The organism is Streptomyces iranensis, from assembly GCF_017874715.1.
Lineage (GTDB): Bacteria > Actinomycetota > Actinomycetes > Streptomycetales > Streptomycetaceae > Streptomyces > Streptomyces iranensis.
In genome coordinates, this window is sequence record NZ_JAGGLR010000041.1 from 1 (window position 1) to 24771 (window position 24771).

23 protein-coding genes and 5 tRNA genes are annotated in these 24771 nt (G+C 68.5%); 8 read left to right on the top strand and 20 right to left on the bottom strand.

Annotated elements, in window-relative coordinates:
* Positions 1-259: 259 nt before the first annotated feature.
* From J2Z30_RS46720 to J2Z30_RS46735, 4 genes are all read right to left on the bottom strand, one after another.
* Positions 260-328: transfer RNA gene (locus J2Z30_RS46720), tRNA-OTHER, on the bottom strand.
* Between the two features lie 57 nt (positions 329-385).
* Positions 386-1495, bottom strand: coding sequence for a DUF1152 domain-containing protein (locus J2Z30_RS46725; RefSeq protein ID WP_044572147.1), 1110 nt, complete (start codon positions 1493-1495; stop codon positions 386-388).
* Positions 1496-1576: 81 nt separating this feature from the next.
* Positions 1577-2335, bottom strand: coding sequence for an SDR family NAD(P)-dependent oxidoreductase (locus J2Z30_RS46730; RefSeq protein ID WP_044572145.1), 759 nt, complete (start codon positions 2333-2335; stop codon positions 1577-1579).
* Positions 2336-2516: 181 nt separating this feature from the next.
* Positions 2517-3878: an MFS transporter gene (locus tag J2Z30_RS46735; RefSeq protein ID WP_044572143.1), complete on the bottom strand. Its 1362-nt coding sequence runs from the start codon at positions 3876-3878 to the stop codon at positions 2517-2519.
* 286 nt (positions 3879-4164) lie between these two features.
* Here J2Z30_RS46735 and J2Z30_RS50500 point away from each other — a divergent pair, with 286 nt between their 5' ends.
* Positions 4165-4701 (top strand): hypothetical protein, encoded by a 537-nt coding sequence (locus J2Z30_RS50500; protein ID WP_245389271.1) that lies wholly within the window; start codon positions 4165-4167, stop codon positions 4699-4701.
* 134 nt (positions 4702-4835) lie between these two features.
* Here the strand turns inward: J2Z30_RS50500 and J2Z30_RS46745 are convergent, their stop codons facing one another.
* From J2Z30_RS46745 to J2Z30_RS46755, 3 genes are all read right to left on the bottom strand, one after another.
* Positions 4836-5510 carry a DUF4232 domain-containing protein gene (locus tag J2Z30_RS46745; protein ID WP_044572141.1) on the bottom strand — a complete coding sequence of 225 codons (675 nt, stop codon included), beginning with the start codon at positions 5508-5510 and terminating at the stop codon, positions 4836-4838.
* 561 nt (positions 5511-6071) lie between these two features.
* Complete coding sequence (locus J2Z30_RS46750; protein WP_044572139.1) at positions 6072-6350, bottom strand: hypothetical protein; 279 nt, start codon at positions 6348-6350, stop codon at positions 6072-6074.
* Positions 6347-6700: a hypothetical protein gene (locus tag J2Z30_RS46755; RefSeq protein WP_044572137.1), complete on the bottom strand. Its 354-nt coding sequence runs from the start codon at positions 6698-6700 to the stop codon at positions 6347-6349. Before J2Z30_RS46755 ends, J2Z30_RS46750 begins: the two co-directional genes overlap by 4 nt.
* A gap of 520 nt (positions 6701-7220) precedes the next feature.
* Between J2Z30_RS46755 and J2Z30_RS46760 the strand changes: the two genes are divergently transcribed.
* Positions 7221-7517, top strand: coding sequence for a hypothetical protein (locus J2Z30_RS46760; protein WP_044572135.1), 297 nt, complete (start codon positions 7221-7223; stop codon positions 7515-7517).
* A 1553-nt stretch (positions 7518-9070) separates the two neighbouring features.
* On the opposite strand, the gene J2Z30_RS46765 is transcribed toward J2Z30_RS46760, so the two are convergent.
* The 5 genes from J2Z30_RS46765 to J2Z30_RS46785 form a co-directional block, all read right to left on the bottom strand.
* Positions 9071-9448 (bottom strand): hypothetical protein, encoded by a 378-nt coding sequence (locus J2Z30_RS46765; RefSeq protein WP_209469140.1) that lies wholly within the window; start codon positions 9446-9448, stop codon positions 9071-9073.
* Between the two features lie 140 nt (positions 9449-9588).
* Positions 9589-10392, bottom strand: coding sequence for an aminoglycoside phosphotransferase (locus tag J2Z30_RS46770; RefSeq protein ID WP_044572133.1), 804 nt, complete (start codon positions 10390-10392; stop codon positions 9589-9591).
* A 79-nt stretch (positions 10393-10471) separates the two neighbouring features.
* Positions 10472-10612 carry a hypothetical protein gene (locus J2Z30_RS46775; protein ID WP_209469141.1) on the bottom strand — a complete coding sequence of 47 codons (141 nt, stop codon included), beginning with the start codon at positions 10610-10612 and terminating at the stop codon, positions 10472-10474.
* Positions 10613-10615: 3 nt separating this feature from the next.
* Positions 10616-11731 carry a radical SAM protein gene (locus tag J2Z30_RS46780; protein ID WP_044572131.1) on the bottom strand — a complete coding sequence of 372 codons (1116 nt, stop codon included), beginning with the start codon at positions 11729-11731 and terminating at the stop codon, positions 10616-10618.
* Entirely contained in the window at positions 11724-12167 is a 444-nt protein-coding gene (locus J2Z30_RS46785) for an ATP-binding protein (RefSeq protein WP_245389272.1), read from the bottom strand. The genes J2Z30_RS46780 and J2Z30_RS46785 overlap by 8 nt, the downstream gene beginning before the upstream one ends.
* Before the next feature lie 161 nt (positions 12168-12328).
* Here J2Z30_RS46785 and J2Z30_RS46790 point away from each other — a divergent pair, with 161 nt between their 5' ends.
* On the top strand, positions 12329-13645 hold the full coding sequence (locus J2Z30_RS46790; RefSeq protein ID WP_044572127.1) for an NsdA family TPR-like regulatory protein: 1317 nt from the start codon (positions 12329-12331) through the stop codon (positions 13643-13645).
* On the opposite strand, the gene J2Z30_RS46795 is transcribed toward J2Z30_RS46790, so the two are convergent.
* From J2Z30_RS46795 to J2Z30_RS46820, 6 genes are all read right to left on the bottom strand, one after another.
* A complete protein-coding gene (locus J2Z30_RS46795; protein WP_044581629.1) occupies positions 13642-14184 on the bottom strand; it encodes an NUDIX hydrolase in 543 nt (180 codons plus the stop codon). The two genes, J2Z30_RS46790 and J2Z30_RS46795, sit on opposite strands and share 4 nt — an antisense overlap.
* 143 nt (positions 14185-14327) lie before the next feature.
* A tRNA-Phe gene (locus J2Z30_RS46800) sits at positions 14328-14404 on the bottom strand.
* Between the two features lie 4 nt (positions 14405-14408).
* A tRNA-Asp gene (locus J2Z30_RS46805) sits at positions 14409-14483 on the bottom strand.
* 247 nt (positions 14484-14730) lie between these two features.
* Complete coding sequence (locus J2Z30_RS46810) at positions 14731-15552, bottom strand: DUF1684 domain-containing protein (RefSeq protein ID WP_044572126.1); 822 nt, start codon at positions 15550-15552, stop codon at positions 14731-14733.
* A gap of 214 nt (positions 15553-15766) precedes the next feature.
* A tRNA-Glu gene (locus J2Z30_RS46815) sits at positions 15767-15842 on the bottom strand.
* A gap of 81 nt (positions 15843-15923) precedes the next feature.
* Complete coding sequence (locus J2Z30_RS46820) at positions 15924-17576, bottom strand: metallophosphoesterase family protein (RefSeq protein WP_078956755.1); 1653 nt, start codon at positions 17574-17576, stop codon at positions 15924-15926.
* A 171-nt stretch (positions 17577-17747) separates the two neighbouring features.
* Between J2Z30_RS46820 and J2Z30_RS46825 the strand changes: the two genes are divergently transcribed.
* From J2Z30_RS46825 to J2Z30_RS46845, 5 genes are all read left to right on the top strand, one after another.
* A complete protein-coding gene (locus J2Z30_RS46825) occupies positions 17748-18098 on the top strand; it encodes a metallopeptidase family protein (protein WP_037953306.1) in 351 nt (116 codons plus the stop codon).
* Positions 18099-18499: 401 nt separating this feature from the next.
* Positions 18500-18991 (top strand): hypothetical protein, encoded by a 492-nt coding sequence (locus J2Z30_RS46830; RefSeq protein ID WP_078956753.1) that lies wholly within the window; start codon positions 18500-18502, stop codon positions 18989-18991.
* Between the two features lie 223 nt (positions 18992-19214).
* Positions 19215-21566 carry a DEAD/DEAH box helicase gene (locus J2Z30_RS46835; protein WP_044572122.1) on the top strand — a complete coding sequence of 784 codons (2352 nt, stop codon included), beginning with the start codon at positions 19215-19217 and terminating at the stop codon, positions 21564-21566.
* Positions 21567-21674: 108 nt separating this feature from the next.
* Positions 21675-21747, top strand: a tRNA-Lys gene (locus J2Z30_RS46840).
* A gap of 224 nt (positions 21748-21971) precedes the next feature.
* Positions 21972-23066 (top strand): hypothetical protein, encoded by a 1095-nt coding sequence (locus J2Z30_RS46845; protein ID WP_044572120.1) that lies wholly within the window; start codon positions 21972-21974, stop codon positions 23064-23066.
* A gap of 201 nt (positions 23067-23267) precedes the next feature.
* Here J2Z30_RS46845 and J2Z30_RS46850 read toward each other — a convergent pair whose 3' ends face one another.
* Together J2Z30_RS46850 and J2Z30_RS46855 are read right to left on the bottom strand one after the other, a co-directional pair.
* Complete coding sequence (locus J2Z30_RS46850; protein ID WP_044572118.1) at positions 23268-23822, bottom strand: hypothetical protein; 555 nt, start codon at positions 23820-23822, stop codon at positions 23268-23270.
* Positions 23823-24131: 309 nt separating this feature from the next.
* Positions 24132-24725 (bottom strand): hypothetical protein, encoded by a 594-nt coding sequence (locus J2Z30_RS46855; RefSeq protein ID WP_245389273.1) that lies wholly within the window; start codon positions 24723-24725, stop codon positions 24132-24134.
* Positions 24726-24771: the final 46 nt, after the last annotated feature.

Below are 24771 nucleotides of genomic sequence, written 5' to 3' on the forward strand. Positions count from 1 at the left end.
CCGACGAACCCGACCTGCCCACCGAACTCACTGCATAGCCTCAACAACGGATCACCGAGTGGCCGTCGATACACCACTCCAGCGGACGTGACCGCAGATCTCGGGGTCCAGGGGCGGAGCCCCTGGTTACGGGAAGGGGCGGGGAGGGGAAAGGAAAGCATCGCCATGCGGATCCGCCACGTGGTCCGCCGGACACCCCGGCAGGGGCGGGCACACAAAAAGTCCCTCCCCTGCGATCAGGGGAGGGACTTTTCCAAGGAGCGCCGAGCAGGCCTTGCACCTACATCCCTCGTTTGGAGACGAGTATCTTTCCTTAGACGACCGACGCATCAACTCCCGCCCTCCAGGGCGGCGTTGCGAGATCAACTGTACCCCATCCGGGGGATCACAGCCGCCACAGCGGGGCGTCGTACCGCTCGGGCTGAGTCCCGATCAGCAGCGCCCGCAGATCGGCGCGTTGGACACCGCTCAGCCCGAGGATCTCGGTGAGACGGCGGAAGGTGGTGTGGCTGACCCCGCGGGCGCGGGCCTCCTCCGCGAAGCGGGCGACCCCGGCGAGTACGGCCCTGGGCCGGAACGGCCCCTCGGGCGCCGCCCCGAACCGCGCCGCCTTCTCCCGTTCGTAGTCGATCTCCGAGTAGCCGCAGATCTCCCGGCAGTGCCGCTCGGCCTCGGCCAGTCCGGTGGTGTCGGCGATGGCCCCGGCCAGCCGGTTCCGGCGGAACGCGGTGTCGAGATCCGCCTCGTGGACCACGGCCCCGTCGTCCGTCAGGGGAATGGTGAGCCCCGCGTCCCGTACCTCGCACAGCCCGCGCACCCCCCGCGCCGCGGCCGTGAGCATGCCGGTGGCCTCCGACGGGTGCCATTCCATGACGGGGCCGATGGGCGCGACATCGTCGGCGGTCAGCGTATGGACCACCCGCTCCAGCCGTTCGTGCAGCACCCCCACCGGAATCTCCCCGTCCAACCCGGGCCCGGCGACCAGCAGCCGGATCTCCGCGTTCACCTGTGCACACGCGGCGAGCGACAGCGCGTCCCCGAGCGGGCTCCGCAGCGTCGGCTCATCGCCGTGCGCGAGGATGTCGCCGCCCACGTCCAGCAGGTCGATCGACGCCGGGGTCAGGTGCTCGAGCAGCTCCTCCAGCTGCCGGACCATGCCCTCCACGCCGTGGTGGGGGTCGAGCAGGGCGAAGGTGTGCGGCAGCTCGGCGGCCAGCCGGGGCAGCGTGGACCCGGCGGGGGCCACGGGCTTCGCGTCCTCGGGTACGGCGTACACGCTCGGCGTCAGCGCCCGCAGACCGGTGAAGTCGGCCGCTGCCCGGGGCCCGGGGACGGGGTCGACGAGCAGCCGGTCCCAGGCGTAGGTCAGGACCACCGCCCGGTCATCGCCCGTCCCGCGCCCACGCCCACGCCCACGCCCGTACAGGGCCCGGTCGAGCACCGCGGCGGCAACGGCGTCCCCGCCTCCTCCGCCCGCCACGATCAGCCGCGTCATCCGCCCAGCGTACGGCGGGAACGGACAATTCCGTCGAACGAGACGCTGTCGTCAGAGCCGCGATCGTCAGAGCCGCGGTCATCAGTGCGCGGTGAGCCCGCCGTCGACCACGAGCTCCGAGCCGGTGACGAACGACGACTCGTCGCTCGCGAGGAAGAGCATCGCCGGTGCGATCTCGTCCGCCCGGCCGGCGCGGGCCATCGGCGTCCGCACGATGTCCGGCTGCTGATCGCCCTGCTCGTCCAGGAGGTCCTGGATCATCGGGGTCGCGATCACCCCCGGGTGCAGCGAGTTGACCCGTACGTTGTCGCGCGCGTACTCGACCGCCGCGGTCTTCGACAGCAGCCGGACGGCGCCCTTCGACGCCTGGTACGCGGCCGCCGCACCGCTGCCCACCAGCCCCAGCACCGAGGATGTGTTGATCACCGACCCCCTGCCGCTCGCGCGCAACAGCGGCATGGCCGCCTTCATCCCCAGCCAGGTGCCCTTCTGGTTCACCTCGATGACGCGGTCCCAGGACGCCTCATCGGTGCCCTCGATGCCCGGCCAGTCCAGGATCCCGGCGATGTTGACCAGCACGTCCAGACGGCCGAAGCGCTCCCGTACGGTGGCGATCACGTCGCCCCACGCCTCCGCCGAGGCGACGTCCAGCGTGGCCGAGGCCACCTCGCTGCCGCCGCGCTTCCCGATCCGTTCCTCCAGAGCCTTCAGGGGTTCTGGGGCCACATCGGTGAGGAGCAGCCGTGCTCCCTCCTGCGCGAAGAGCTCGGCGGTCGCCGCGCCGATCCCGCCCGTCGCTCCGGTGATCAGGGCGACCTTGCCGTGCAGACGTCCAGACATGGGTGCTCCGTTCCTCGTCTCACTCTCGAGCCGACGACCCGAGACTCGACTCGCGTCTCGACCCGCGTCTCGACCCGAATCCCGACCCAGTCTGCGCAGGTCAGCGGGGGTCAACCAGGACGCGCGCTGCCTGGGTGCGGCACACCCAGGCAGCGATACGGGAACGAGGCCGACGGGCCCGTCAGACGGTCTGGGACTTCACCTCGGCCCCCTCCGGCTCCTCCGGCTCGCCCGGCTCCTCCCGACCACCCTTGCGGTCCTTGCGGACGGCCGGGTTGGTCTCGGGAGCGGCCGCCACGGCGAAGACCGTGACCGCGCCCATGCCGATCAGGAACAGCGCGATCGGCCAGGACGCGTCCGCCCAGGCGAGCAGCGCGGTGGCGACGATGGGGGAGAACCCGCCGACGATCATCGACGCGAGCTCATGCCCCAGGGCGAGGCCGCTGTAGGCCACCCGGCTGGCGAAGAGTTCGGTGAAGAACGCCGGCTGGGTGCCGATCATCGCCCCGTGGCCGATGACGACCGCCACGAAGATCGCCACGAAGATCAGCACCGGATTGCGCGAGTCGAACATCGCGAAGAACGGATAGGCCCAGACGATCACCGCGATCGCGCCCCCGATATACACCGGCCGGCGCCCGATGCGGTCGGAGAGCGCCCCGAACATCGGCATCGCGAACGACTCGCACAACATCCCCACCACGAGCGCGGCCAGCACCACCCCCTTGCCCACCCCGACCTCGGCCGCGTAGGAGAGGCTGAAGGTGAGGAAGAGATAGCTCGCACCGGTTTCGGCGACCCGCGCCCCGAAGGCGATCAGTATCGACTTGGGGTGGGTGCGGATGACGTCGAGTAGCGGCGGACGGGACTTCTCCGGTTCCGACTCCGTATCCCGGAACGCCGGCGTCTCCATGATCCGGAGCCGGATCAGCAGTCCGACGGCGGTGAGCAGGATGCCGACCACGAACGGAATGCGCCATCCCCAGGCGAGGAAGGACTCCTCGGTGGTCACCGACTGGGTCAGCGCGTAGGCGGAGGCGGAGAGGACGAACCCGAGCCCCACCCCGGTCTGGCTCCAGGCCGAGTAGAAGCCGCGGCGGTGGCTCGGCGCGTGTTCGCTGACGATCAGCACGCCGCCGCCCCACTCACCGCCGACGGCGATGCCCTGCACGATCCGCAGCGTTATCAGCAGCACCGGCGCCCAGGCCCCGATGGTGGCGTACGTGGGCAGCAGACCGATCAGACAGGTCGCGACGCCCATGATCACCAGAGTGGTCACCAGCATCGACTTACGGCCGATCCGGTCACCGAAGTGCCCGAAGATGATGCCGCCCAGCGGCCGGGCGAGGAACCCCACCGCGTTGGTGCCGAAGGCGGCGATCGTTCCCACCAGCGGATCGAAGGTCGGGAAGAAGAGGGAGTTGAAGACGAGCGCGGCGGCCGTGCCGTAGAGGAAGAAGTCGTACCACTCCAATGCGCTACCGAACAAACTTGCGATCGCCGCCTTGCGGACTTCGCGCTGGGGGCCCTTCACGTCTGCCATGTCGGCTCTCCAATGGCCGCTTCGAATGGGATCAAGACCTGCGGCTCGGGTGTGTTGGGGGATTGTTCGCAGCTGGTTCTCATGGCGGGAATGGCGGCGTTCCGCTCACCGGGACAGGACGCGAACCGGCGGTCTTAGGCCTCTTGGGAGAGCTGCACCCGTACGCCTCTCACACGTCCCACGTTCGTGGGATTTGCATACTTTCATGCCTTACTCTCCGCTTCGCCTGGTCACGCCTTCACGGTGGCGGTCCCGTCCAGGGGCCCGTGACGAAGGGAAGACACACATGCGTGGAAGGCTCGTCATCGCTGCCGCGGCATTGACCATGGCGCTGACGCCAGGCGTCGCGTCGGCGACACAGGACGGCGACGACCAGACGACCGGCTCTTACAGCGCCGAGGCGACCATGCCGCAGGGCTCCGAGGGGACCGAGTCCCACGGCTCCGGGGCGACCGGTTCCGTCAACTCCGAGGCGACGGCTTCCCAGAGCGACGAGACGACTGGTGCCCAGAGCGACGAGACGACTGGTGCTCAGAGCTCAGAGGTGCCCGCTTCCCACGAAGCCTCCGGTCCCGACGAGGGCGTGCCCGGCTACGAGGTGGTCACCCTGCCCAATAAGAACGTCCCGAACTTCCAGCGGCGCACGGTGTACTGCCCGCCTGGGAAGAAGGTCATCGGCGGCGGTGCTGAGGCCCGGGGCGACAGCGCCATCCTCGTCGGCAGCTTCCCCACCGATGACGCACGGGGCTGGATCGGGCTGGGCCGCCAGACCACCACCGACAACGTGGGCATCAGCGTCTTCGCCATCTGCGCCAACGTCTGATCGTTCATGCGGGACAAGGGCGCCCCCGTGGGCGCCGCAGGCAAGGAAGAAGCCCCCTCCGGATGCACCGGGAGGGGGCTGTGCCCTGGTGGGAGCGTCGGTGGCCGGGGCCGACCGACCGTCCGCGCCGAGGCTTATTCCGGCGTGCTGACCGGGCTGACGAAGGTCCCCGGGTGGGTGGCGCCCGACTGGTCCAGCAGCGCACCGCCGTACGGCCAGTCCAGCGAGAGGTTCGTCTCCTCGTTCGGCGGGGTGATCACGACCTGGTCCGGCGCGAACTTCTTGTCGTCGTCGCGGGTTGACGCCAGGAAGGTGATGTCGAAGGTGACCCGCCCGCCGGCGTCGACCCGGACCGGCTTCGGCTTGTCGTCGGTGCGCCGCAGGTCCCAGGTCTGGCCGTGCTCGGTCTGGAGCTGGACGCCCGGGAAGCCGACCATGGTGCAGTCGGTGCTACCGGTGTTCTTCAGCACCACCCGGGCGGTCTGCTGCCCGTCGTACTCCATGTCCGGACCGCCCTCGAAGTTCGACCACGCGGCCTCCAGGTGGTCGCTGGTGCAGCGGCTCGCCGACGAGGAGCCGCCCGAGGCGCTGCCCGCCTTGGCGTCGATGTCCTCGCCGGAGCCACCGGTCGAGCCCGAGCCACCGCCAGAGCCCCCCGACGTGCCGTTCGCGGTCGCCGACGGCGAGCCCCCCTTGGCGTCGCTGTCGGATTCGCCGCCTCCGCAGGCCGTGAGCGAGAACGCGGCAGCGGCGATCAGCGAGGCGACGGCGACGGTGCGGGTGCGGCGGAGAACGGTCGTGCGCGACATGGGATCCCCCCAGGGATGGTTGACGTGTGGGCCGAGGACGCGGTGCGTTGTCCACGGTGCGTTCCGCGTCCTGGGAACAACCTTGTTCGCCGCCGCTGCCGATCGGCTAACCCACGGCTAACACGCCGCTGTCGCACTCAACGCGATGGCCCCGAAGCCCTCCCCGGACAAGGAAGAAGCTCCGGTGAGGGCTGCGGTGGCTGGGGCCGGGGTCGAACCGGCGACCTTCCGCTTTTCAGGCGAGTTGATCAGGCGCAGTGGATCACGCTCCGGCCTGGGAAGGTTCCAGGCTGACGGCCCGTGGTGTGCCGCTGTTGACCGTGGTTGTCCGCCGCCGTTGCCGTCAGACTGCCGTCAGGCGAAAGGTGTTGGCGGACCGAGGTTGAGGTGGTTGCTTCACTTCCCTGGAGTCCGGTGCCGTGGATGTCAGCCGGAGCCAGCGTTTCTTGCGGAACCTGCGTTTCATTCCCTCGGCTTCCTTCTTCTTACGCTATGCCACGCCGCACGCGGACCACGGACCACGGACGCTGACACCATCTCTGTCTTGGCCGCGCGCCACACCTAGTAGAGAAGGCCGCGCTGATCTATCAGCACTCCGACGAGGAGCGCCAGTTCGAGCCGCTCCAGGGCCATGAACATGAAGAAGCCCCGCCCTCCGAAAACGTCTTGTGTCCGCAGACCTCCGCCGTGCGGGTTTCCGCGTCCGACGTCGATGGCGTCGCTGCCCAGGACCGTCAGCTGTTCAGCCAAGCGCTCCACCTCGGCCACGACTTCGTGCGGCAGGCCGCCTACGACGTGCTCGGCATCGGGGTCGTAGTCCCAGGTCCAGTTATCGCTCACACGGAGATCTCGCGCTGCGCCACGTCTGTGATCTGTCGCATCTCGGCGAGTGCGGAGCGCAGGGCCTCGCGGTCCGTTGCTTCTTCCGCTGCGGCTTCCAGTTCACGCAGGCGGGCCGCTCGCGCGGGGTAGCGCTCGATGGCGACGAATTCTCCCCACCACAGCAGGAAGGTGCGCAGCGGAGCGATAGTGCTCTGAGTGGCGGCTTGTTCGACCACGCGGTCGAGGTGTTCGGCGAAGGAAGGCAACTGGGCGGGGGCGATCTGGGCGACGGCTGCGCGGAGCGCTGCCGGAGTGAGCGCCGGCATGGAGATCAGGGGCCCGCCGGGAGCAGAGGGCTGCTCGGCCATCGGAACGTCTCCTGGGCGGCGGTCTGAGTGATCATCGTGAGCATGGCCGTTGTCGCGGACGCTGGGCTGAGCCTACGCCCGCGCCTGGTCCGCCACACAACACCCGATGCGTCTCGATCGCTTTGGCCCAAGTGTGATCGCGCTGTGCTGGAGCTTGGTGCGTCGCCGGGAGTCGCCGGAGACGCCAGCGGCCCGGGGCAACAAAGAAGCCCCGGGCCGCTGGCCTGGGGCTTCTGTCTGGAGCGGGTGACGGGAATCGAACCCGCGCTCTGAGCTTGGGAAGCTGCGGCTCTTTGAAGTCGGGTCGGTCGCTGAGATGGGCAAACGACCCGGGCGATGTCCCGTCGCGCTTGGCGGTTGCCCCAGACTCGGTATCGATCTAGCACACCTCGGGCTACGTAGCGTCTCCTGCTCACAGTCCCGCTGTTCCCGACCTGCTTCCGTATGCGCTCTTCTTCCGATTCGCACGCGATGGTGGCGCGGACATGGCAGCCTATGAACGGCAACGAAAGGACCAGAGATGCCCATTCTTTTCTTCGCCGCCGCTGGTGCCCTCTTTGCAGGCGGAGCTGGCGGAGGGCGGTACCTGTGGAAGCGTGGTCTACAAGAAGCGGCCAAGCGCTTGCAGTATCAGGACGCCGAGGCCGCGAAGCAGGCGCTTAGGGATGCCATCGACCTTGCTGACCTCCGTAGCAAGGCGCAAGAGGCAGGCCTGGACCCGGATGAGGTCGTTGCCGGATACGAGACATTGCGAGACTCACAGTTGTCTCCTGAGGACGTACTCAAGAGGCTGCGCGAGGCTGCCATCACCGGCTAAGCAGCTCTGCCCCGCCATACGAATCTCGCATCCAACTGTTCGTGGGCGGCTGTTACTCACGGGGCAAGCAGGCTCACTTGGGCCTGGTGGTAGCTCCCTGGCCAGCGGGCGGAAACCCAGAGAGCGTCTGCGCACGGTTCCGGAAGGCCCTCGGGTTCCAGGAAAAGTGGCTGGTCAGGGCCTTATAGGTGCCGGGCTGTGCCACTGCTATCCACAAATAGGCCATGGTCGGCCGACTACCGATCTCACGGGGTTTCTCCGTCATCCTGGCTGAACATACGGAAACGGTCCTGAACCTGCTGTATCTCGGGGTGGCTGCCGTCCTCACGCATGACTCGCATGGTCAACAGGTGAAATACATGCAGGCGGCCTTACTCCGGTCCAGTGCTGTGTGCATGTTGCCTTCTGGGCCGGGGTGGTCGGGCCGATCCTCGCCTTGGTATTTAGGTCCCAGGCCAAACCGGCGACTCTAGCCTTCGCCAGAGGTTCTCCGACGGCCGCGGCAAGCCACACGACGTCCTCGTGCCATGCCATTGTGATACGGGCGGGGGTCGTGGAGTTGACTAATGTGATCAGCACGAATCTGCCGGTCTGCTTGTCGCCCTTGTGCCTCAATCTGCAGCTTCATCTGTGATCGAGCAAAGAAGCCTGATACCCCGGCTGCCGCTGCTGTACCCATGGCGCCAACGGCTGCGCCAAGTAGTGCTGCAAGACCCGCATCCATGCTCTGAGTCTGAAGCATCCGTGCCTGGCATGTCCCGCACATCCGAGGTCGGCGGGGTCTCAGTGACGAGTCAACCTGGTCCCGCTGACGTGTCCCCTCGATGCGAACTACGGGCGGGGAAGTGGCAAGGTCTGCTGGGCTGCTCTCTGCATCAGACTGCTTGCGGTTCAGGAGGCCGGGAGCAACGGCGAGCGAAGCGAGTCCTTGAAAAATGAGGTAGAGATATCCGTAAGGGCGAGCTGCCCGTCATCCGGTCGCTTCAGCGGATCAACGGGGAGTTTGGTGTCGGCCCAGCCCAAGACGCGGTACTCGTGCCGGACGATCCCGCTCCCGCCCTTCGTCCTGGACGCCCTCCGGGAGCGGCGCGAGCAGCAGCGGGCGGAACACGGCTCCTACGGGGCTGAGTGGCTGGGCACGTGCACGGGGTCTTCACGACGGCCGTAAGCTCACCCGTGGATCCGCGCAACCTGAACCGCCACTGGTAGGCGACGCGCAAGCGGACCGGCCTGGACGGCTACCGCTTCCATGATCTGCGTCACTCGTTCGTCTCGCTGCTCCTGGACCTCGGGGCCGCGACGCACATCGTGCGGGAGATAGCCGGGCACAGCGATCCCCTGTCGATGATCTCAACAGGGGTCTTTTCGCTGTTCAGCGATGGTGGCTGGGGCCGGGGTCGAACCGGCGACCTTCCGCTTTTCAGTCCGAGCAAGGCTGCTTCCGGTGGCCGGTTCGCCTGGCTCGGCGGTCCGTTGACGTCTGCTGCTGGCGTCAGCGTTCGCGGCCGTTGGCGTCATGGCTGGCGTCAGACGGATGTCACCTGACCATCGCCTTAAGAGTCATCCCCAGATGGCTGCCGCTCTCGCATCAGTCGCTGTCGGCTTTCACCGCCCGATGCTTCAAAGAAAAAGCCGTAGACGCATGTCAGGATCACTGGAAGCGCCAGCAATAGCCACAGCAGCGTCCAACCACCGGCAGTTATAGCCCAGGTTCCAAGCGCGCTCGCGGCAGCGCCGAGGACCAAACTTCCTATGATTGAACTCCACTCGATCTTCACCTGAACCTGAACTGACCGCTCTGGTACATAGTGTTCAGTCATCCATTCCAAGTGATCTCTTAGCTGCTGACGTGCTGGTGAATCTTCGGGAAGTTCGTTCAGGAGAGCAGCTTCCTCCTTCATGGCGCTTAGCAATTTGTCAGCCATGCTCACTCGGGCGGACCTGATGGCTACCCAGGCTGTAGCGGACCCCAAGACCAGTGTCCCCACAGCGGTAGCCAGAGCCGTCGCCGATTCAACACGCATATGATCTCCCTGTTTGGACCTGCACTCGCCGACTCGTCTGCGGACGGTCACCCACGGCGGTGGTGCCGCCATTTCATCGCGGCCGAACGTAGGCGCGCTGTCCAGACGTCTGGAGAGTCCCCCGCGATCTCATTCCACAGCGCTGCGTTCGCGTCGGCGAAAAGATCCACGGCTGTGGGAGGCGCTGTGGCCCAGGCGGGGATGTGTTGTCCAATTTCTTCAGCTTGGGCCGGGCTGTGTCCGGAGGCGATGAGCCAGATGATCCAGTAGGCGGGGTCGAGCCAGGCGGCTCCTCGGGTGGCCCATCCCCAGTCGACAAGGCGGGCTCGGGCACCGGTGATGAGGACGTTGTCGTTGTTCCAGTCAGTGTGGAGCAGGGCATCGCCCGCGAACGCTTCTGCATCGGCAGGGTGGGTGACGTACTTGGACAGGCGCTGTTCCGCTAGGCGGAGATCGATGTTGGGGCAGGGCATGTCGTCAAGCCTGCGTAGGGCTTGGACGACCTTCGGGATGTCCGGCGAGCCGGGAGAGTAGTCGGCGTGATGGCCGTCGAGTAGTTCGAAGCCGAGGATGTCCCAACCTTCGACGACGAGGTGGAAGAGCATGCGGGGAGCCAGGGGCGTGACATACGGGTTGATATCCGCCTCGCATCGCTGGGTCCAGACCCAGCGGTGCTCGCTGTTCAGTCCCTTGAGGAAGACAGTTCCTCCGGTGGTGTGGACGCGTGCCGAAAGAGCGCTGTTCTTGCCAGCGGTAACCGTCTCGGTTTCAAGGACCGCGCCTGTCTCGGCCTCAATCGAGCTACGGACCGAGCGGGGAAGGTCGTCGAAGGCGACGGGGGGCAGGGCCATGACGGAAAGGCTTCCAGACGGGACGTGCGCACGGGGCCTTCCGGCGCACGAACACGTCGGAAGGCCCCGCCACGGGTGATCAGTTGTAGGGGTTGTCGTCGCCGCAGCCAGGAGTGGCGGCTCGAGCGAAGGTGTCGACGTCGTCGAGGATCACGATGTCCTCCTTGGTTCCAGCATCTCCGGGGCGGGGCGGCGCGATCTCGACCATCACCGTTGTCATGGTTCAGCTTCCTTTCGCGGTGTGTTGGCAGTAGATGTGCAGTGGTGCCTTCGCCTCCTGGTAGACCTTGGCCAGCGGCCTGCATACCCGGCAGGTGCCGGAGAGCTGGCAGCCGGAGCAGCCACCGGTGCGAAGCATCAGGGAATCGGCGATCCCGCCCAGGCGGCTGAGGCCCTCGACTCCTTCGGCCAGCAAAGGAATCGCGTTGTCGCGGCCGACTTTGCAGATGGACGCCATGCCGTGTGGGTCGACGTGGAAGAAGGTGTGGCCGGCGTTGCAGCCGCGGAACGGTTCACGGTCGGTGAGGTAGTCGGGTGCCTGGGAGGCGAGTGTCTCGGCGCCGCCATAGATGGTCGGGGACATATGGGTGTACTCGCGGTACGGCAGGGCGTACTGGTCTGCGAAGGCGCGCATCCGGTCGTGCTCGTGGGCGTTGTGCCGTGTGATGATCAGCGCCAGATCGAGCGGCAGCCCGGCCTCATTGGCGGCGTTCAGGCCCTTCATGAACATCCGGTACGCACCCTTGCGACGGGTGAGTCCGTCGTAAGACTCCTCTGTGGCGCCGTAGAGGCTGAGCGTGATCCGGTTCGGACGGCGCTCCGTGAGCAAGGTGAGGTTCTTGGGGGCCGCGAGACGGGAGCCGTTGGTGAGGATCTCGACCATCATGCCCAGCTCGTGCGCCCGCCGGTATGTCTCGGCGAACAGCTTGTCGATCATTGGCTCGCCGCCGGTGAGCTGAAGCCATAGCACGCCAGCGTCATGGATGACCCGCAGCAGCCGTTCGCGCTCGGACCATTCGAGCCCCGAGAATCGCTTTAGACCTAGGTAGCAATGCTCGCAGTCGTAGTTGCAGCCCAGGTTCAGCTCGTACGACGCACGTCCGTAGCCGTGCGGCGAGAGGGAGCGGACGAGGACGGTATCGCGCGTCAACCGTTCGTCGAGGCTTAGACCCCATACCTTCCGGGACACGTCCACCAGCCAACCGGGTGATGCCGCACCGGAGGCTACGGCCGTCTCCAACTCCCGGTACGCGGTGGCCGGGAGCCGGGCGGCTTTGGTGCTGCCGGGACGGACGAGGAGGTGATGGTCGAGGAATGGAGCGGCGATCAGCTCATGCACGGGTTTCCTCCTCCGGCGTGGCGAGAGCCACGCGGGCCCAGACGGTTTTGCCGATCGGGTTGCGGGCGCGGTGTCCCATCTCCTTGGCCAGTGCGGAGACGAGTTGGAGACCTCGACCGTGCTCGTCCTCATCGCTGGTCTCCATGACGCGAGGAAACCGACGGCTGCGGGCGTCGGAGACCTCGACCAGGCACGTGGCGCCTTCGCCGCTCAGACGGACTTCGAAGCGGTGACCGCGCCTGTGGCCGTGCCGCACGGCATTGGTCGCCAACTCGCTGCAGACCAAGACCGTACGGTCGATGTCTTCTCGTCCGTAGCCCCAGCTCAGCAGGGTTTTGTCGACCAGGCTCCGGACGAGGCGGACGCACCTGGGCGTGGAGGTGAATTGCATCGCCCAGCGCTGGGCGATGGTGTGCTGCTGGTTGTCGTTGGTCATCGGGAGCATTGCGTCCCCTCGTCGCGGGTGGTTCCAGGGGGCTAGCTCATCGCAACGGTCGTCACCGAAATAGGTCATGGTGATTACCCAACGTGGGTAAAATCATCAGCGCTTGACCGCCCGGACAGCCCGCCGCCGCGGGGCGAGGGAGAGGGGCACGAGTGTCCGCACCGCAGCCTCATCGACTGCTGCCACCAGCCTTGTTGGCCAGCCCTGAGTGGCAGGAAGCATGCCGGAAGCGCGACTTCACCCGCATCTTCCAGCTGGTCAAGCTCAAGGCAGGGATCTATCCCTCGCGCATCGCCGCCCTTTGCGGCATGACGCCCAGCAGGGTCGGCGAGATCATGGCTGGACGTCGTGGTCTGGCCCACATCGATGTGATCGAGAGAGTCGCCGATGGGCTGCGCATCCCCGGCGCGATGCTGGGCCTGGCACATCGGCCCTGGGAAATTCCCGCATCGGCTCCGGAGAGCGAGCGGAGCCAGGCATCCGAGCCACGGCTCGCACAGAGGGCAACGGCTACCGGTCCTGCTGCTGGGGAAAGCCTGGATGACCTACTGCCACTGGCCGACTCACAGGTCACCCGCTCCACGCTCGCCGCGCTGCGCTCCTCAGTGGAGGACTACTGGCGTCGGGACGACCAGCACGGTGGTGCGCCAATGCGGCCTGCGGTCGTCGGAAGTCTCACTTACGTCACACAGGTGATGCGGCACGCCGGGGATGCACTGGGCCGGGACCTGCGGTCCCTCGCCGCAGAGCTGGCCCGCCTTGCGGGCTGGGCGTATTTCGACGCCTGTCAGTACAGCACGGCACGTATCTACTTCAGCCAGGCCCTCAGCCTCTCGCGGGAGCAGGAAGATCGTCTCTTCGTGGCCAATGTGCTGTCCTGCATGAGCCTGCAGGCCACCTATGACGGCAATCCGGCAGAGGCCATCACTCTCGCATGCAAGGCTCAGGACGTCACTCGGGCAGCGGGTGACCAGCCTCTGGTGATGTCCATGCTGCACATGCGCGAAGCGTTCGCCCACGCCACCCTTCGCGACGCCTCCGCCTGCAATCACGCCATCGACCGTTCCCGCGACTCCTTCGAATGCGCACGCGGCCGGACGGACGAGACGCCCTCCTGGGTGCGCTATTTCGACGAGACCAAGCTCATCGTCGACACCGGAATCGCCCTGGCCCGTCTTGGCGAGGCACCACGAGCCGAACCTCTCATCGCCGAGGGACTGCGCCGGGAAACATCCGAACAGCAGCGCGGACGGGCTCTCCACGCCTTCTGGCTCGCCAGCACCCAGCTCGAGCAGGGCAAGCTCGGCGACGCCTGTCACAGCGCCGGACTCGCACTCGAACTGAGCACCGTGATCGACTCTCCCCGGGTCGCTGGGCATGTCCATGAATTCCACCGCCGTCTGGCTCCGTACGCCCGTGAGGCACCGGTGATCAGGTTCGAGCAGCGGATGCGAGAGTCACTTGGCTAGTCGGCGCTCTTGGTGGCCTCGTCCAGCAGCAGATACAGCAGGCCGACCAGACTGCCGCTGCTGACGATCTCGCGGCGGTCGATCATCCCCCTTATCTCCGATAGGGCGATCCACTCGATCCGGTCCGATTCGTTCAGCTCTGTCGGCGGCCCGGTGTAGGTGGCCCCATCGGCGCGGAAGACGTGGTGCTCGGAGTCGGTGATCCCGTTCGCGGGCTGTGCGTACACCAGGGGCTTCATCGCCTCGACCCGCCAGCCGGTCTCTTCTTCGACCTCGCGGGCGGCTGCCTGCACCGGGGTCTCGCCGGGCTCGATGAGTCCCATGGGCAGTTCCCAGCCCCAGGCGTCGGTGATGAACCGGTGGCGCCACATCATCAGGACGCGCTTTTGGTCATCGACCACGGCGGCAACGGCGAGGTGTCGCATGCGTACGACGTGGTGTTCCCAGCGGCGCCCGTCGGGCTGCTGTACGTCGACGAGCCACAGGTTGACCCAAGGGTTGCTGTAGATCTGCCGTTCGCCGTGGACGGTCCACCGCATGAATCCACTCCCCTTCATCGACGCGGTGCCCAGCATGTCACTTCCTGGTCCGCCGCTCTTACGGTGCGTGCCGAGGGCGTCACGGGCAACGAAGAAGCCCCCTCCGGATGACCCGAGAGGGGGCTTTGCCCTGGTAGGGGCTGTGGTGGCTGGGGCCGGGGTCGAACCGGCGACCTTCCGCTTTTCAGGCGGACGCTCGTACCAACTGAGCTACCCAGCCGCAGCGGTCCTGACGGGATTTGAACCCGCGGCCTCCACCTTGACAGGGTGGCGAGCACTCCAAACTGCTCCACAGGACCTTGCGTGTACGAGCACGAGTCTCGCACATATGGGGTGCGCTCCCAACGGGATTTCCCGTCGTGGATTCGCACTCCTTGCGATCTTCGAACCGGGGCCTTGATTTCTCTCCGCCGCGTCGTTGTCGCTGGATCAGCGTATCAGACCTCCGGCCGTGTTCTGACCGCTCACCGGGCGGGCCGGGCCTCGGTCGGTGAGCGGTGGGGCGCGGTCGGAGGTCTGTCCGGCTCGGCCCGGATCAGGGGCGGATCAGGGGCGGCCGCCGCGTTCCAGGGGGAGCTTTTCGCCCGCCTCGATCGCGACCGGCAGCCGGTTCTCGGTGGGCGGCAGGGGGCAGGTCGCGAGGTCGGTGTAGGCGCACGGGAGGTTGGTGGCGCGGTTGAAGTCGAGGGTGACGCGGCCGGTCTGGTCGGGGGCGTCGATCTGCAGGGAGCGGTTCGCGGCGTACGTGGTCACGCCCGAGGTGGCGTCGGTGAGGAGCACCATCAGGGCGCCGGGCCGCTTGCCGTTGAAGGCGGTGAGCTGGAACGTCTCGCCCTCCAGCTCGAACTCGACCTGCCCGGGTGCGTCGTAGACGTGCTCGAGCCCCTCCGCCACGGCGCCCACGGTGATCGCGCGCGGCTCGTCGAAGGGGAGGTAGCGGCCGGGGCGGACCCAGTGGGGGTCGGGAGCGTAGGCGGGGGTGTGGGTGAAGTCGGTACGGAGGGGGTTGCCCGGGTGGCGGGGGCGGACGATGTTGTGGCCGCCGCGCTTGGCGATCTCGATCACCGCGTCGCCGTACCCCGCGTACAGGCTGGCCCGCTCGGCGATCGCCCCGAAGACGTACCGCCCGTGCACCGCCGTGCCGTCGATCGTCAGCTCCTCGCCGTCGGCGAGCTCGACCACCACGCCCTCCGGGCCGCTGGACCAGGCCCCGGGGGCGTCCTCGAAGCGGGTCGGCTCCGGGCTCAGCCAGCGCAGGCTGGTGATCGCGAGAAATCCGTGGGGGTTGGCCAGCGCCTGCTCATGGGTACGGTGCCAGCGCTCCCACTCCTCGGCGAAGCTCACCTGGTCGACGTCCTGGACGGTCATCTGCGCTCCCTAGCGTGGGGCCTGCGGCGGGTCCGGTGCCGTTGCGTACGTACAACCGCGTGGGGGAGGGAGACATTCCGGGAGCCGCGGGAGCCGCGGGAGCCGCAGGAGTCGCCGGAGCCGAGGAAGCCGCCGGAGCCGCGGGGCCGCCGTGCGGCGCGCATGAAAAAAGTCACCGGCAGGTACGTTCCGACCTGCGGTGACTCAAAGAAGGTGGTGCCCCCAACGGGATTCGAACCCGTGCTACCGCCTTGAAAGGGCGGCGTCCTGGGCCACTAGACGATGAGGGCCGATGGCCCACCTGGGCGCCTTGCGGCGCTTTCGGGGACGCGAGAAGCATATGGGATGCCGGTGAGGTTCGCCAAAACGGTTTACGGAGTGGTGGGCGTCGGTGTCGCCCCCGGGCGGTTCTCGGCCGGCAGATGTCGGCTGACCTCGGCCTTCGCCAGACCCAGACCGCCCAGATCGATCTCGTCCCATGCCTGGAGCCGTCGCGTGTCCCGGTCCAGGTAGAGAACCGACGCCTGCACCGTGTCCGGTGTGCCGTCGTCCACCGCGCGCAGCCCGCTGCCGCCCGTCGACCCCTCGGTCATCAGCCGGGTGCCGCCGGGGAGCACCTCCGTACGGCGGTGATGGACATGCCCGGTGAGGGCGAGCGGCACGGTGCCGTCGGTCTCGCGGGCGGCGATCGGGTTGTGGGCGAGGGCGATGTCGACCGGGGCGCCGGCGGCCTTGCGGTCCCGGATCGCCTCGGCCAGTTGCCGTCCGGCGCTGTGCTCGGCCGCGTCACCGGCGGCCGCGGCGGAGCGGTCGGGGGTGAACTGCGGATCGCCGATGCCCGCGATCCGCAGCCCGGCGACGGTGACCACATCGCCGTTGTCCGCCACATGCGCCCCCTTGCGCTTGGCCAGGTAGCGCTGGGTCGACGCCGAGTCGTGGTTGCCGCGCACCCAGACATAGGGGGCGCCGAGGTCGGAGACGGGGTCGAGGAAGCCGTTCTCGGCGGAGGTGCCGTGGTCCATCGTGTCGCCCGTGTCGATGATCACGCTGACCTTGTACTGCCGCACCAGCGACTGCACGATGTGCCACGCGGCCGGATTGAGATGGACGTCCGAGATGTGCAGCACCCGCATGGTGGTCGGATCGGGCTGGTACGCGGGGAGCGTCGAGGTCGCCTCGTAGAGCTGGGTGACATTGGTCACCAGCCGGGCCAACTCCCGCTGATAGACGTCGAAGTCGGTCACGATGCTGCGCGCGTTGCCCACCACGGAGGGGGCGCTGGAGAGCAGCCCGGAGTAGCGCGGCTCCAGTACGGAATTCGGATTCCACGTGGCGTAGACGGCGCCCCCGGAGGCGGTCAGCAGCGTGAGCGCGAGCCCTCCGGCGGCCAGCGCCCGGCGGGGGCGGCGGTAGACCGCCAGGCCCAGCGCGGTGGCGCCGAAGACCACGGCGACGCAGGAGCGGAGCGCGAGGCCGAGGGTGCCGCGGGTGATATCGCTCGCGACCTCGTCCTGGAGCCCGGAGAGCCGTTCGGGGTGGTCGACGAGGGCCTGGGACCGTATGGGGTCGAGCCGGTCCACGTCCACGTCCAGACGGAGCGGGGCGTGGTGGCTGTTCAGCTCGAGCGCGCCCAGCGGGGCCACGTTGATCTTGGTGCCGCCGGTGAGGGACGGCCGCAGCGCCATCCGCGTGTCCATCGGGCCCACGGAGATGTGGACGCTGCCGACCACCAGCAGTCCGATCCAGGCGCCGAGGACGGTCACGGCGGCCAGCCCGGCGGCGCGGACCAGGGGGCGGGCGGGCGCGGGGGGATCGAGCGCCGTGGGGTCGAACGGCGTGGGGCCGAACGGCGTGGGGTCGAACGGCGTGGGCATGCGGCTGGGGGAAGCGGCGGCGGAGGGGGGCTGCGAAGGGCGGCGGAAGCGGCGAAGAGTAGGGCGGCGGAAGCGGCGAAGGGGGGAGACGGCCGCGGTGCCCGCGCGCTGAGCGGTGGCACGGAGCAGCCGGAGCGGTTCGCGGGCCATTGGTCCCGTATGCCCGTCCGCGCGGGGGCGTATGCCTGGGCGGCGCGGGGGTGGGCCGACACCGGGGGGCGGTACGTCGGGTGGCGGTGCGCCGGGCGGCCGGAGACGTCCGGCGCGGATAGCTTGGCGCCGACGGCTCCTTTCCGGGCCCGGCTGCCCGACAATGGCCTGGTGCTGGAGATGACGCGCGAGGAGTTCGAGGAACTGGTCGCCGAGGCGCTGGACCGGATCCCGCCGGAGCTGACACGGCTCATGGACAACGTCGCCGTGTTCGTGGAGGACGAGCCACCGACGGACGATCCCGAGCTGCTCGGGCTCTACGAGGGGACGCCGCTCACCGACCGGGGTGAGTGGTACGCGGGCGTCCTGCCGGACCGGATCACCGTCTACCGGGGTCCGACGCTACGGCTGAGCGAGACGCGGGAGGACGTCGTCCAGGAGACCGAGGTGACCGTGGTCCACGAGATCGCGCACCACTTCGGGATCGACGACGCGCGGCTGCACGCGCTCGGGTACGGCTGATCCTCGGCCACGGCCTGTTCGCGGGCTCCGGCTGATTCCGGTGCCGGTATTCCGGCTGATTCCGGTGCCGGTATCCGCCTCCGGCCGCCCCCGCCCACATCCGCCTCCGGCCGGGCCCCGCCTACGACCGACGCCGGACGCGCGGTCTACGCGACGGGCCGGGTCCGCACCGCATGCGTGTCCTGGGCGGGGCGGGGCCAGTTGGGCAGGGCGTCACATCCCTGCCGTCTGGAGGTGTCCCGCGCATGCCCGGATCCCCCGTGCCCGGATCCCCCGCTCCTCGCACCGCCCGTTCCCCCCGGTCCTCCCGGTCCTCCCGGTCCTCCCGGTCCCCCCGGTCCTCCCGGATCTCCCGGCCCTCCCGGATCTCCCGGCCCTCCCGGCGCGCGCCCCGTGCCGCCGTGCGCGGGGCGGCGGTCGCGGCGCTCGTGGCCGTCGCCCTGGCGCTGGGCGGCTGCATGAGCATCTCCGACGACCCCGAGCGGCCGGACAAACACCGCGGCTCCCACCAGAAGGGCGGTGCGGCGGACACGGGCGGCGCCGTGGTGCGGTCGGACGGCAGGGGGCGGCCGTATGCGGACTCCGACCGGGACGAGAAGGACGGGAAGGGGAAGAAGGGCGAAAAAGGGAAGAAGAAGGACGGCGAGGACCGGTCGGCCTCGGCCTCCGCGACCGACCCCGGGGCCGAGCCCTCGGCCCCGCCCGGCAAGAAGGGCGCCCCGCACCACCGCCCGGCCCCCTCCGCCCCGTCGCAGCCGGGCGGCGCCACCACGTCCGACGCGCCGCCCGCGCCCCGGCCGTCGAACCCACCGCCGAGCGCGCCGGACCCGAAGCCGACCGCCCCCGAGCCCCCGACCGCGCCCGCCTCCCCGTCGGACCAGCCCGCGGGGTAGGCCACAGTCGTCGCCGGCCGGCGCGGATGGAGTGAATTTGCTCTTGGGGGGTGGAGGTGCGTATGGTGGTAGATCGTTTGATCCCATTTGCCCGGCGCCTCGTAATAGTGCGCCGTGAGGCGCGTTCCTTGCCATCCCGTGGCTGACCGCATAGAGGCGGTCGTTTGCGACAACACACGGAGTTTGGGCGCGTGCCGAGACTCCGGAAGGTTTCGCATTTCGCATGTCCGTTTCCACTGATCACGCCGTCATGCCCGCTCACGAAGAGCCGAGCGAGCCGAGCGAGTCGAGCGAGCTGACCGCCCCGGCCGAGCCGTTCGAGCCGTCGGAGCAGGACGAGCAAGCCGCCACGGAAGCCCCCGACACCCCTAAGGCGCCCGACATCACATTCGCCGACCTCGGCCTCCCTGAGCAGATCGTCCGCAAGCTGGCGCAGAACGGCGTCACCACGCCCTTCCCGATCCAGGCCGCGACCATCCCCGACGCCATGGCCGGGAAGGACATCCTCGGCCGCGGCCGCACCGGCTCCGGCAAGACCCTCTCGTTCGGCCTTCCGCTGCTGACCACGCTGGCCGGCGGCCACACCGAGAAGAAGCGCCCCCGGGGCCTCATCCTCACCCCGACCCGTGAGCTCGCGATGCAGGTGAGCGACGCGCTCCAGCCGTACGGCGACGTCCTCGGCCTCAAGCTCAAGGTGGTCTGCGGCGGCACCTCGATGGGCAATCAGATCTACGCCCTGGAGCGGGGCGTGGACATCCTGGTCGCCACCCCGGGCCGACTGCGCGACATCATCGACCGCGGCGCCGCGTCCCTCGACAAGGTCCAGGTCGCGGTCCTCGACGAGGCCGACCAGATGGCCGACATGGGCTTCCTGCCCGAGGTCACCGAGATCCTCGACCTGGTGCCGCAGGGCGGGCAGCGGCTGCTGTTCTCCGCGACGCTGGAGAACGAGATCGACAGCCTGGTCAAGCGCTACCTGGTCGCCCCGGTCACCCACGAGGTCGACTCGGCGCAGGGCGCGGTCACCACGATGACCCACCACGTGCTCGTGGTGAAGCCGAAGGACAAGGCTCCGGTCACCGCCGCCATCGCGGCGCGCAAGGGCCGCACCATCATCTTCGTACGGACCCAGCTGGGCGCCGACCGCGTCGCCGAGCAGCTGTGCGACGCGGGCGTACGCGCCGACGCGCTGCACGGCGGCATGACGCAGGGCGCGCGCACCCGCACCCTGGCCGACTTCAAGGACGGGTACGTCAATGTGCTCGTCGCCACGGACGTCGCCGCGCGCGGTATCCACGTCGACGGCATCGACCTGGTGCTGAACGTGGACCCGGCCGGTGACCACAAGGACTATCTGCACCGCTCGGGCCGTACGGCCCGAGCGGGCCAGAGCGGCACCGTCGTCTCACTGGCCCTGCCGCATCAGCGCCGTCAGATCTTCCGGCTGATGGAGGACGCGGGCGTCGACGCCTCGCGTCACATTGTCGGCGGCGGCGGAGCCTTCGACGAGGACGTGGCCCAGATCACGGGCGCGCGTTCGCTCACCGAGGTGCAGGCGGAGGCGGCCTCGAACGCGGCCAAGCAGGCCGAGCGCGAGGCGCAAGACCTCACCCGGGAGCTGGAGCGGGCGCAGCGGCGCGCGGCCGAGCTGCGCGAGGAGGCCGACCGGCTGTCCGCGCGGGTGGCGCGCGAGCGCGGCGAGACCGTGACACCGGCGGAGTCCGCGACCGCGACCGGGGCCGAGGCAGGGGCGGAGACGGTGGCCGAGGCCGCCGCCGTGACGCTGCCCGCGCAGCGTACGGCGGAGCCCGCGACCGTGCCCGCCGTGAAGGGTGCGGGGGCCGAGGCCGTCGAGGGTGCGGGTGGCGGCGAGGCGCCGCGCCGCTCCTCGTACGACCGCCGGGACAACGACCGGGGCCGGGACGACCGTGGTGGCCGTTCCTTCGACCGCCGGGACGGCGACCGGGACCGTGGCTTCAACCGTGACCGGCGGGACGACCGCCGCGATGACCGTGGCGGCTTCAACCGCCGTGACGACCGTGGTGGCCGTTCGTACGACCGCCGGGACGGCGACCGGGACCGTGGCTTCAACCGCGACCGTCGCGACGACCGTCGCGACGACCGCCGCGATGACCGGCGCGATGACCGGCGCGACGACCGCTTCGGCCGCGACCGCGACCGGGACCGGGACCGTCGGGACAACGACCGTGGCTTCGGCCGGGACCGCCGTGACGACCGCTCGTTCGGCCGCGACCGCAGGGACGACCGTGGCGGCTTCAACCGCCGTGACGACCGTGGCGGCAGCCGTCCGTACGAGCGCCGTGACGACCGGGGTGGCCGTTCCTTCGACCGCCGGGACAACGACCGTGGTGGCCGCTCCTTCGAGCGCCGCGACCACAACCACCGTGGCGGGGACCGTCCGTTCAACCGGGACCGTCGCGACGACCGTCCGGGCCGCCGTGACGACCACCGGGGCGGTGCTACCGGCGGCCGTTCGTACGAGCGCTCCCACAGCTCGCACGACCGGTCCTTCGACCGCCGCGCCGACAAGCCGCGCTGGAAGCGCAACGGCTGATCGGGCCGTGCTGGAGGCCGTGCAACACCACGCTGTTGCACGGCCCTTCGCTCCCGGAGGGTATTGGCTCGGGTGTTGGCCGCTCGCCGAGCTATGCTGCGGGGGTGCGGGTCATTAGCTCAATTGGCAGAGCAGTGGACTTTTAATCCATTGGTTCAGGGTTCGAGCCCCTGATGACCCACTTCGGAAACCGCAGGCGCCATCGGCGACCTGCGGTTTCCTCGTTCCTGAGGGTCCCGCCGCGCTGTCTTCCGTGGCCCGGGATCGGGGGGTTCTCACCCTCGTCGCACAGAAGATCGAGTCTCACTCGACCGGCGCTTGAGCGGATGCCGAGCGGTACTCGACCGCAGAGTCTGAACCTGCTGCGTCTGGCCCGCTGCTCGGAAACGCGTAAGGAGACTCCTCGTGCGACTCGCGACAACGATCCGGGGTTTGATCCCCGTCATGGCGCTGGCGGTATCGGCATGGGCGGTCTCCGCTCCGGCGTCCGCCGAAGGAAAGGGAGGCGGCGGAAAGGAGGGTGAGAAGGCGGCCCCGGTGCCCTGTGGGGACTCGGCGGCGCTGGTCAACGCGGTGAGCGAGGCCAACAGCTCGCCCTCGGGAGGGTCCGTCGTCCTGACCCCGGGGTGTGTGTACACGCTGGGCTCCGCTGCGTTCACCGGTCCCAACGGAGCCGATGGCCTTCCTCTCATCACCCGCGACGTGTCCATCACCGGCACCCAATCCACCATCAGACGCAGCGCGTCCGCGGGAGACTTCCGGATCGCGGAGATCGCGCCCGGCGGAAGTCTCACGGTCAGCGGCGTGATCTTCTCGGGCGGCCGGGCGACCTCGGGGGCGGGCACCGACGGCGGTGGCATCCTCGACCAGGGCGCGCTGAGGCTGACCCAGTCCACGGTCACGGGCAACACCGCGAGCAACGTCGGCGGAGGCATCGAGGTCGCCTCGGGCGGCTCCGCGGTGCTTTCGGCCACGGATGTGACACTAAATTTCGCGGGGGACGGCGGCGGTATCCACATCAGTACGTCGGCCACCCTCAGTGTCTCTGGCGGCAACATTTCGGACAATACCGCGGACAGCTCGGGCGGTGGCGTCAGCAACTTCGGGACGACGCTGCTGAGCGCCGTCACGGTCGCGAGGAACAGGACCACCAACTTCGAGGGCGGCGGCATCTCCACCGCGATCGGAGATCTCACGCTCAACGGCAGCCGGGTGCTCGAGAACACCGCGGGCAGTTTCGGTGGCGGTATCGCCAATATGGGCAGCGCGCTGCGCGTGCTGGCCACCACCGTGTCCGCGAATACCGCCACGCTGAATGGCGGCGGTGTGTTCCAGCACGCGGGCACCACACAAATGACCGGCGACATCGTCACCGGTAATACGGCCAATGGCGGCCAGGGCGGTGGGATCTTCACCGACGGCGGCTCGATCGCGCTCTCCGCGACCACGGTCACCGGGAACAACCCGAACCAGTGCGTACCGGCTCTCGCGGGATGCTGAAAGAAGCGTGACGACCGCTCCTGAAAGAAGCGTGACCACCGCTCCTGGAAGAAGCGTGACGACCGCTTCTGAAAGAAGTGTGACCACCGCTTCCGAAAGAAGTATGACGACCGCTGAAACGATCCGGCCGAACGCCGCGGCGCCCCCGGAAGCCATTCTTCCGGGGGCGCCGCCTGCCTGACCGCGTGCTCGACTCGACCGTCAGTGCTTGCAGTCCTTCTTCTTCGCCTTGACCTTGGCCTTGTGGTGCTTCGTCACCTTGTGCGAGCACTTGGCCTTCTTGTGCGGGTCCTTGGCCTTCTTGTGCGGGTCCTTGGCCTTGGCCTTGTGGTGCTTCTTGGCCTTGTGCGGGTCCTTGGCCTTGTGCTGCTTCTTCGGCGGGTCCTTGTGCACGACCACGACCGGGTCCGGCTCGTCGAGGGCGATGTTCGTGCAGTTGGAGCCGATGTTGGTGTCGCCCGTCGGGGCCATGCCGCCCGTGATGACCGTGGTGCCGGTGGTCGTGTCACAGTCGTTGGCTTGGGACGCCGCACCGCTGTTGGTGAAGTTGATGCAGTCCGAGCCGAGGTTGAAGTCGCTGGTGGGGGCGGCGGCGCCGGTGTTGGTGGTGGCGCCGGTGGTCGTGTCACAGAGGTTTCGCTGAGCCCCGCTGGACTGCGGGAAGAGGCCATGGGCACTCGCGCTAGCGGCGCTGCCGACCACCATTGTGCCCGCGGCCGCCGCGGCCATGAGAGCTGCCTTCTTGCCGATCTGCATTGTTCTGGTGCCTCCATATCGGGTTCTCCGCGAATAATCCGCAGACACCTTTTGAACGATATTTCCGGAGGCCCGGATCCGGGAATAGTCGAAGGATCACCCATCCGCCACAGTAAAGGTATATTCAGTCGGTGCGGAAGTCGGTGGAGTTCTATGCGGCGCCGAGTCGTGTGACGTCCATTGATAACGAAAAGTGTGACGTCCATGGAAACGAAAAAAATGAACGCGGCCCCGGGGGAATTCCCCAAGGCCGCGTTCATGGCGAACGGACGTCCGGAGCTCGGTCGCGAGTTCCGGGGGTTCGGTGCTTCAGGATCGCTGGCGGTTTCCCTGGCCACCGCTCTTGCCGCTCTTCGTGCCGTTCGCGCTCTTCCCCTGACTTCCGTTCTGGGGGCCGGCGCCGGCGGCATTGACGCAGTTGGTCTCGTTGGTGACTTCGGAGCCGGGGCCGATCGTGATCGGGCCCGTCACGGAGGTGGTGCGACAGTCGTTGGTCTGCTTCGTGACCCCGCCCGACTCACTGACGTTGACGCAGTTGGTCCCGTTCTTGATTTCCGATCCGGGAGCCAGCGCGACGGTGATCGGACCGATGACGGAGTGGGTACGGCAGCGGTTCTCCTGCGTCGTCACACCCGATTCGGCGGTGTTGACGCAATTGGTCTCATTGGTGATCTCGGTGGGGCCGGCCGCCACGGTGACGGTGCCGATGACGGAACTGGTGGTGCAGCGATTGCTCTGCGTCCCGCCGTTGGCGCCGGCCGAGCGGCTGGGACCTGGGTCGGCGGCGTCGGCTCCGCCCGCACTACCGATGAGCAGCGCGCCCACGGTCGCCGCAAGAAGCGCCGTCCTTTTGCGCATGTGCATAAAGAGCCTCCAATCGGGCTTCGGGTGCGGTGCGTTCATCACCGTCGCCAAAAGCCTTTTTCATGGCAGCGGCCCTGGAAGGGAG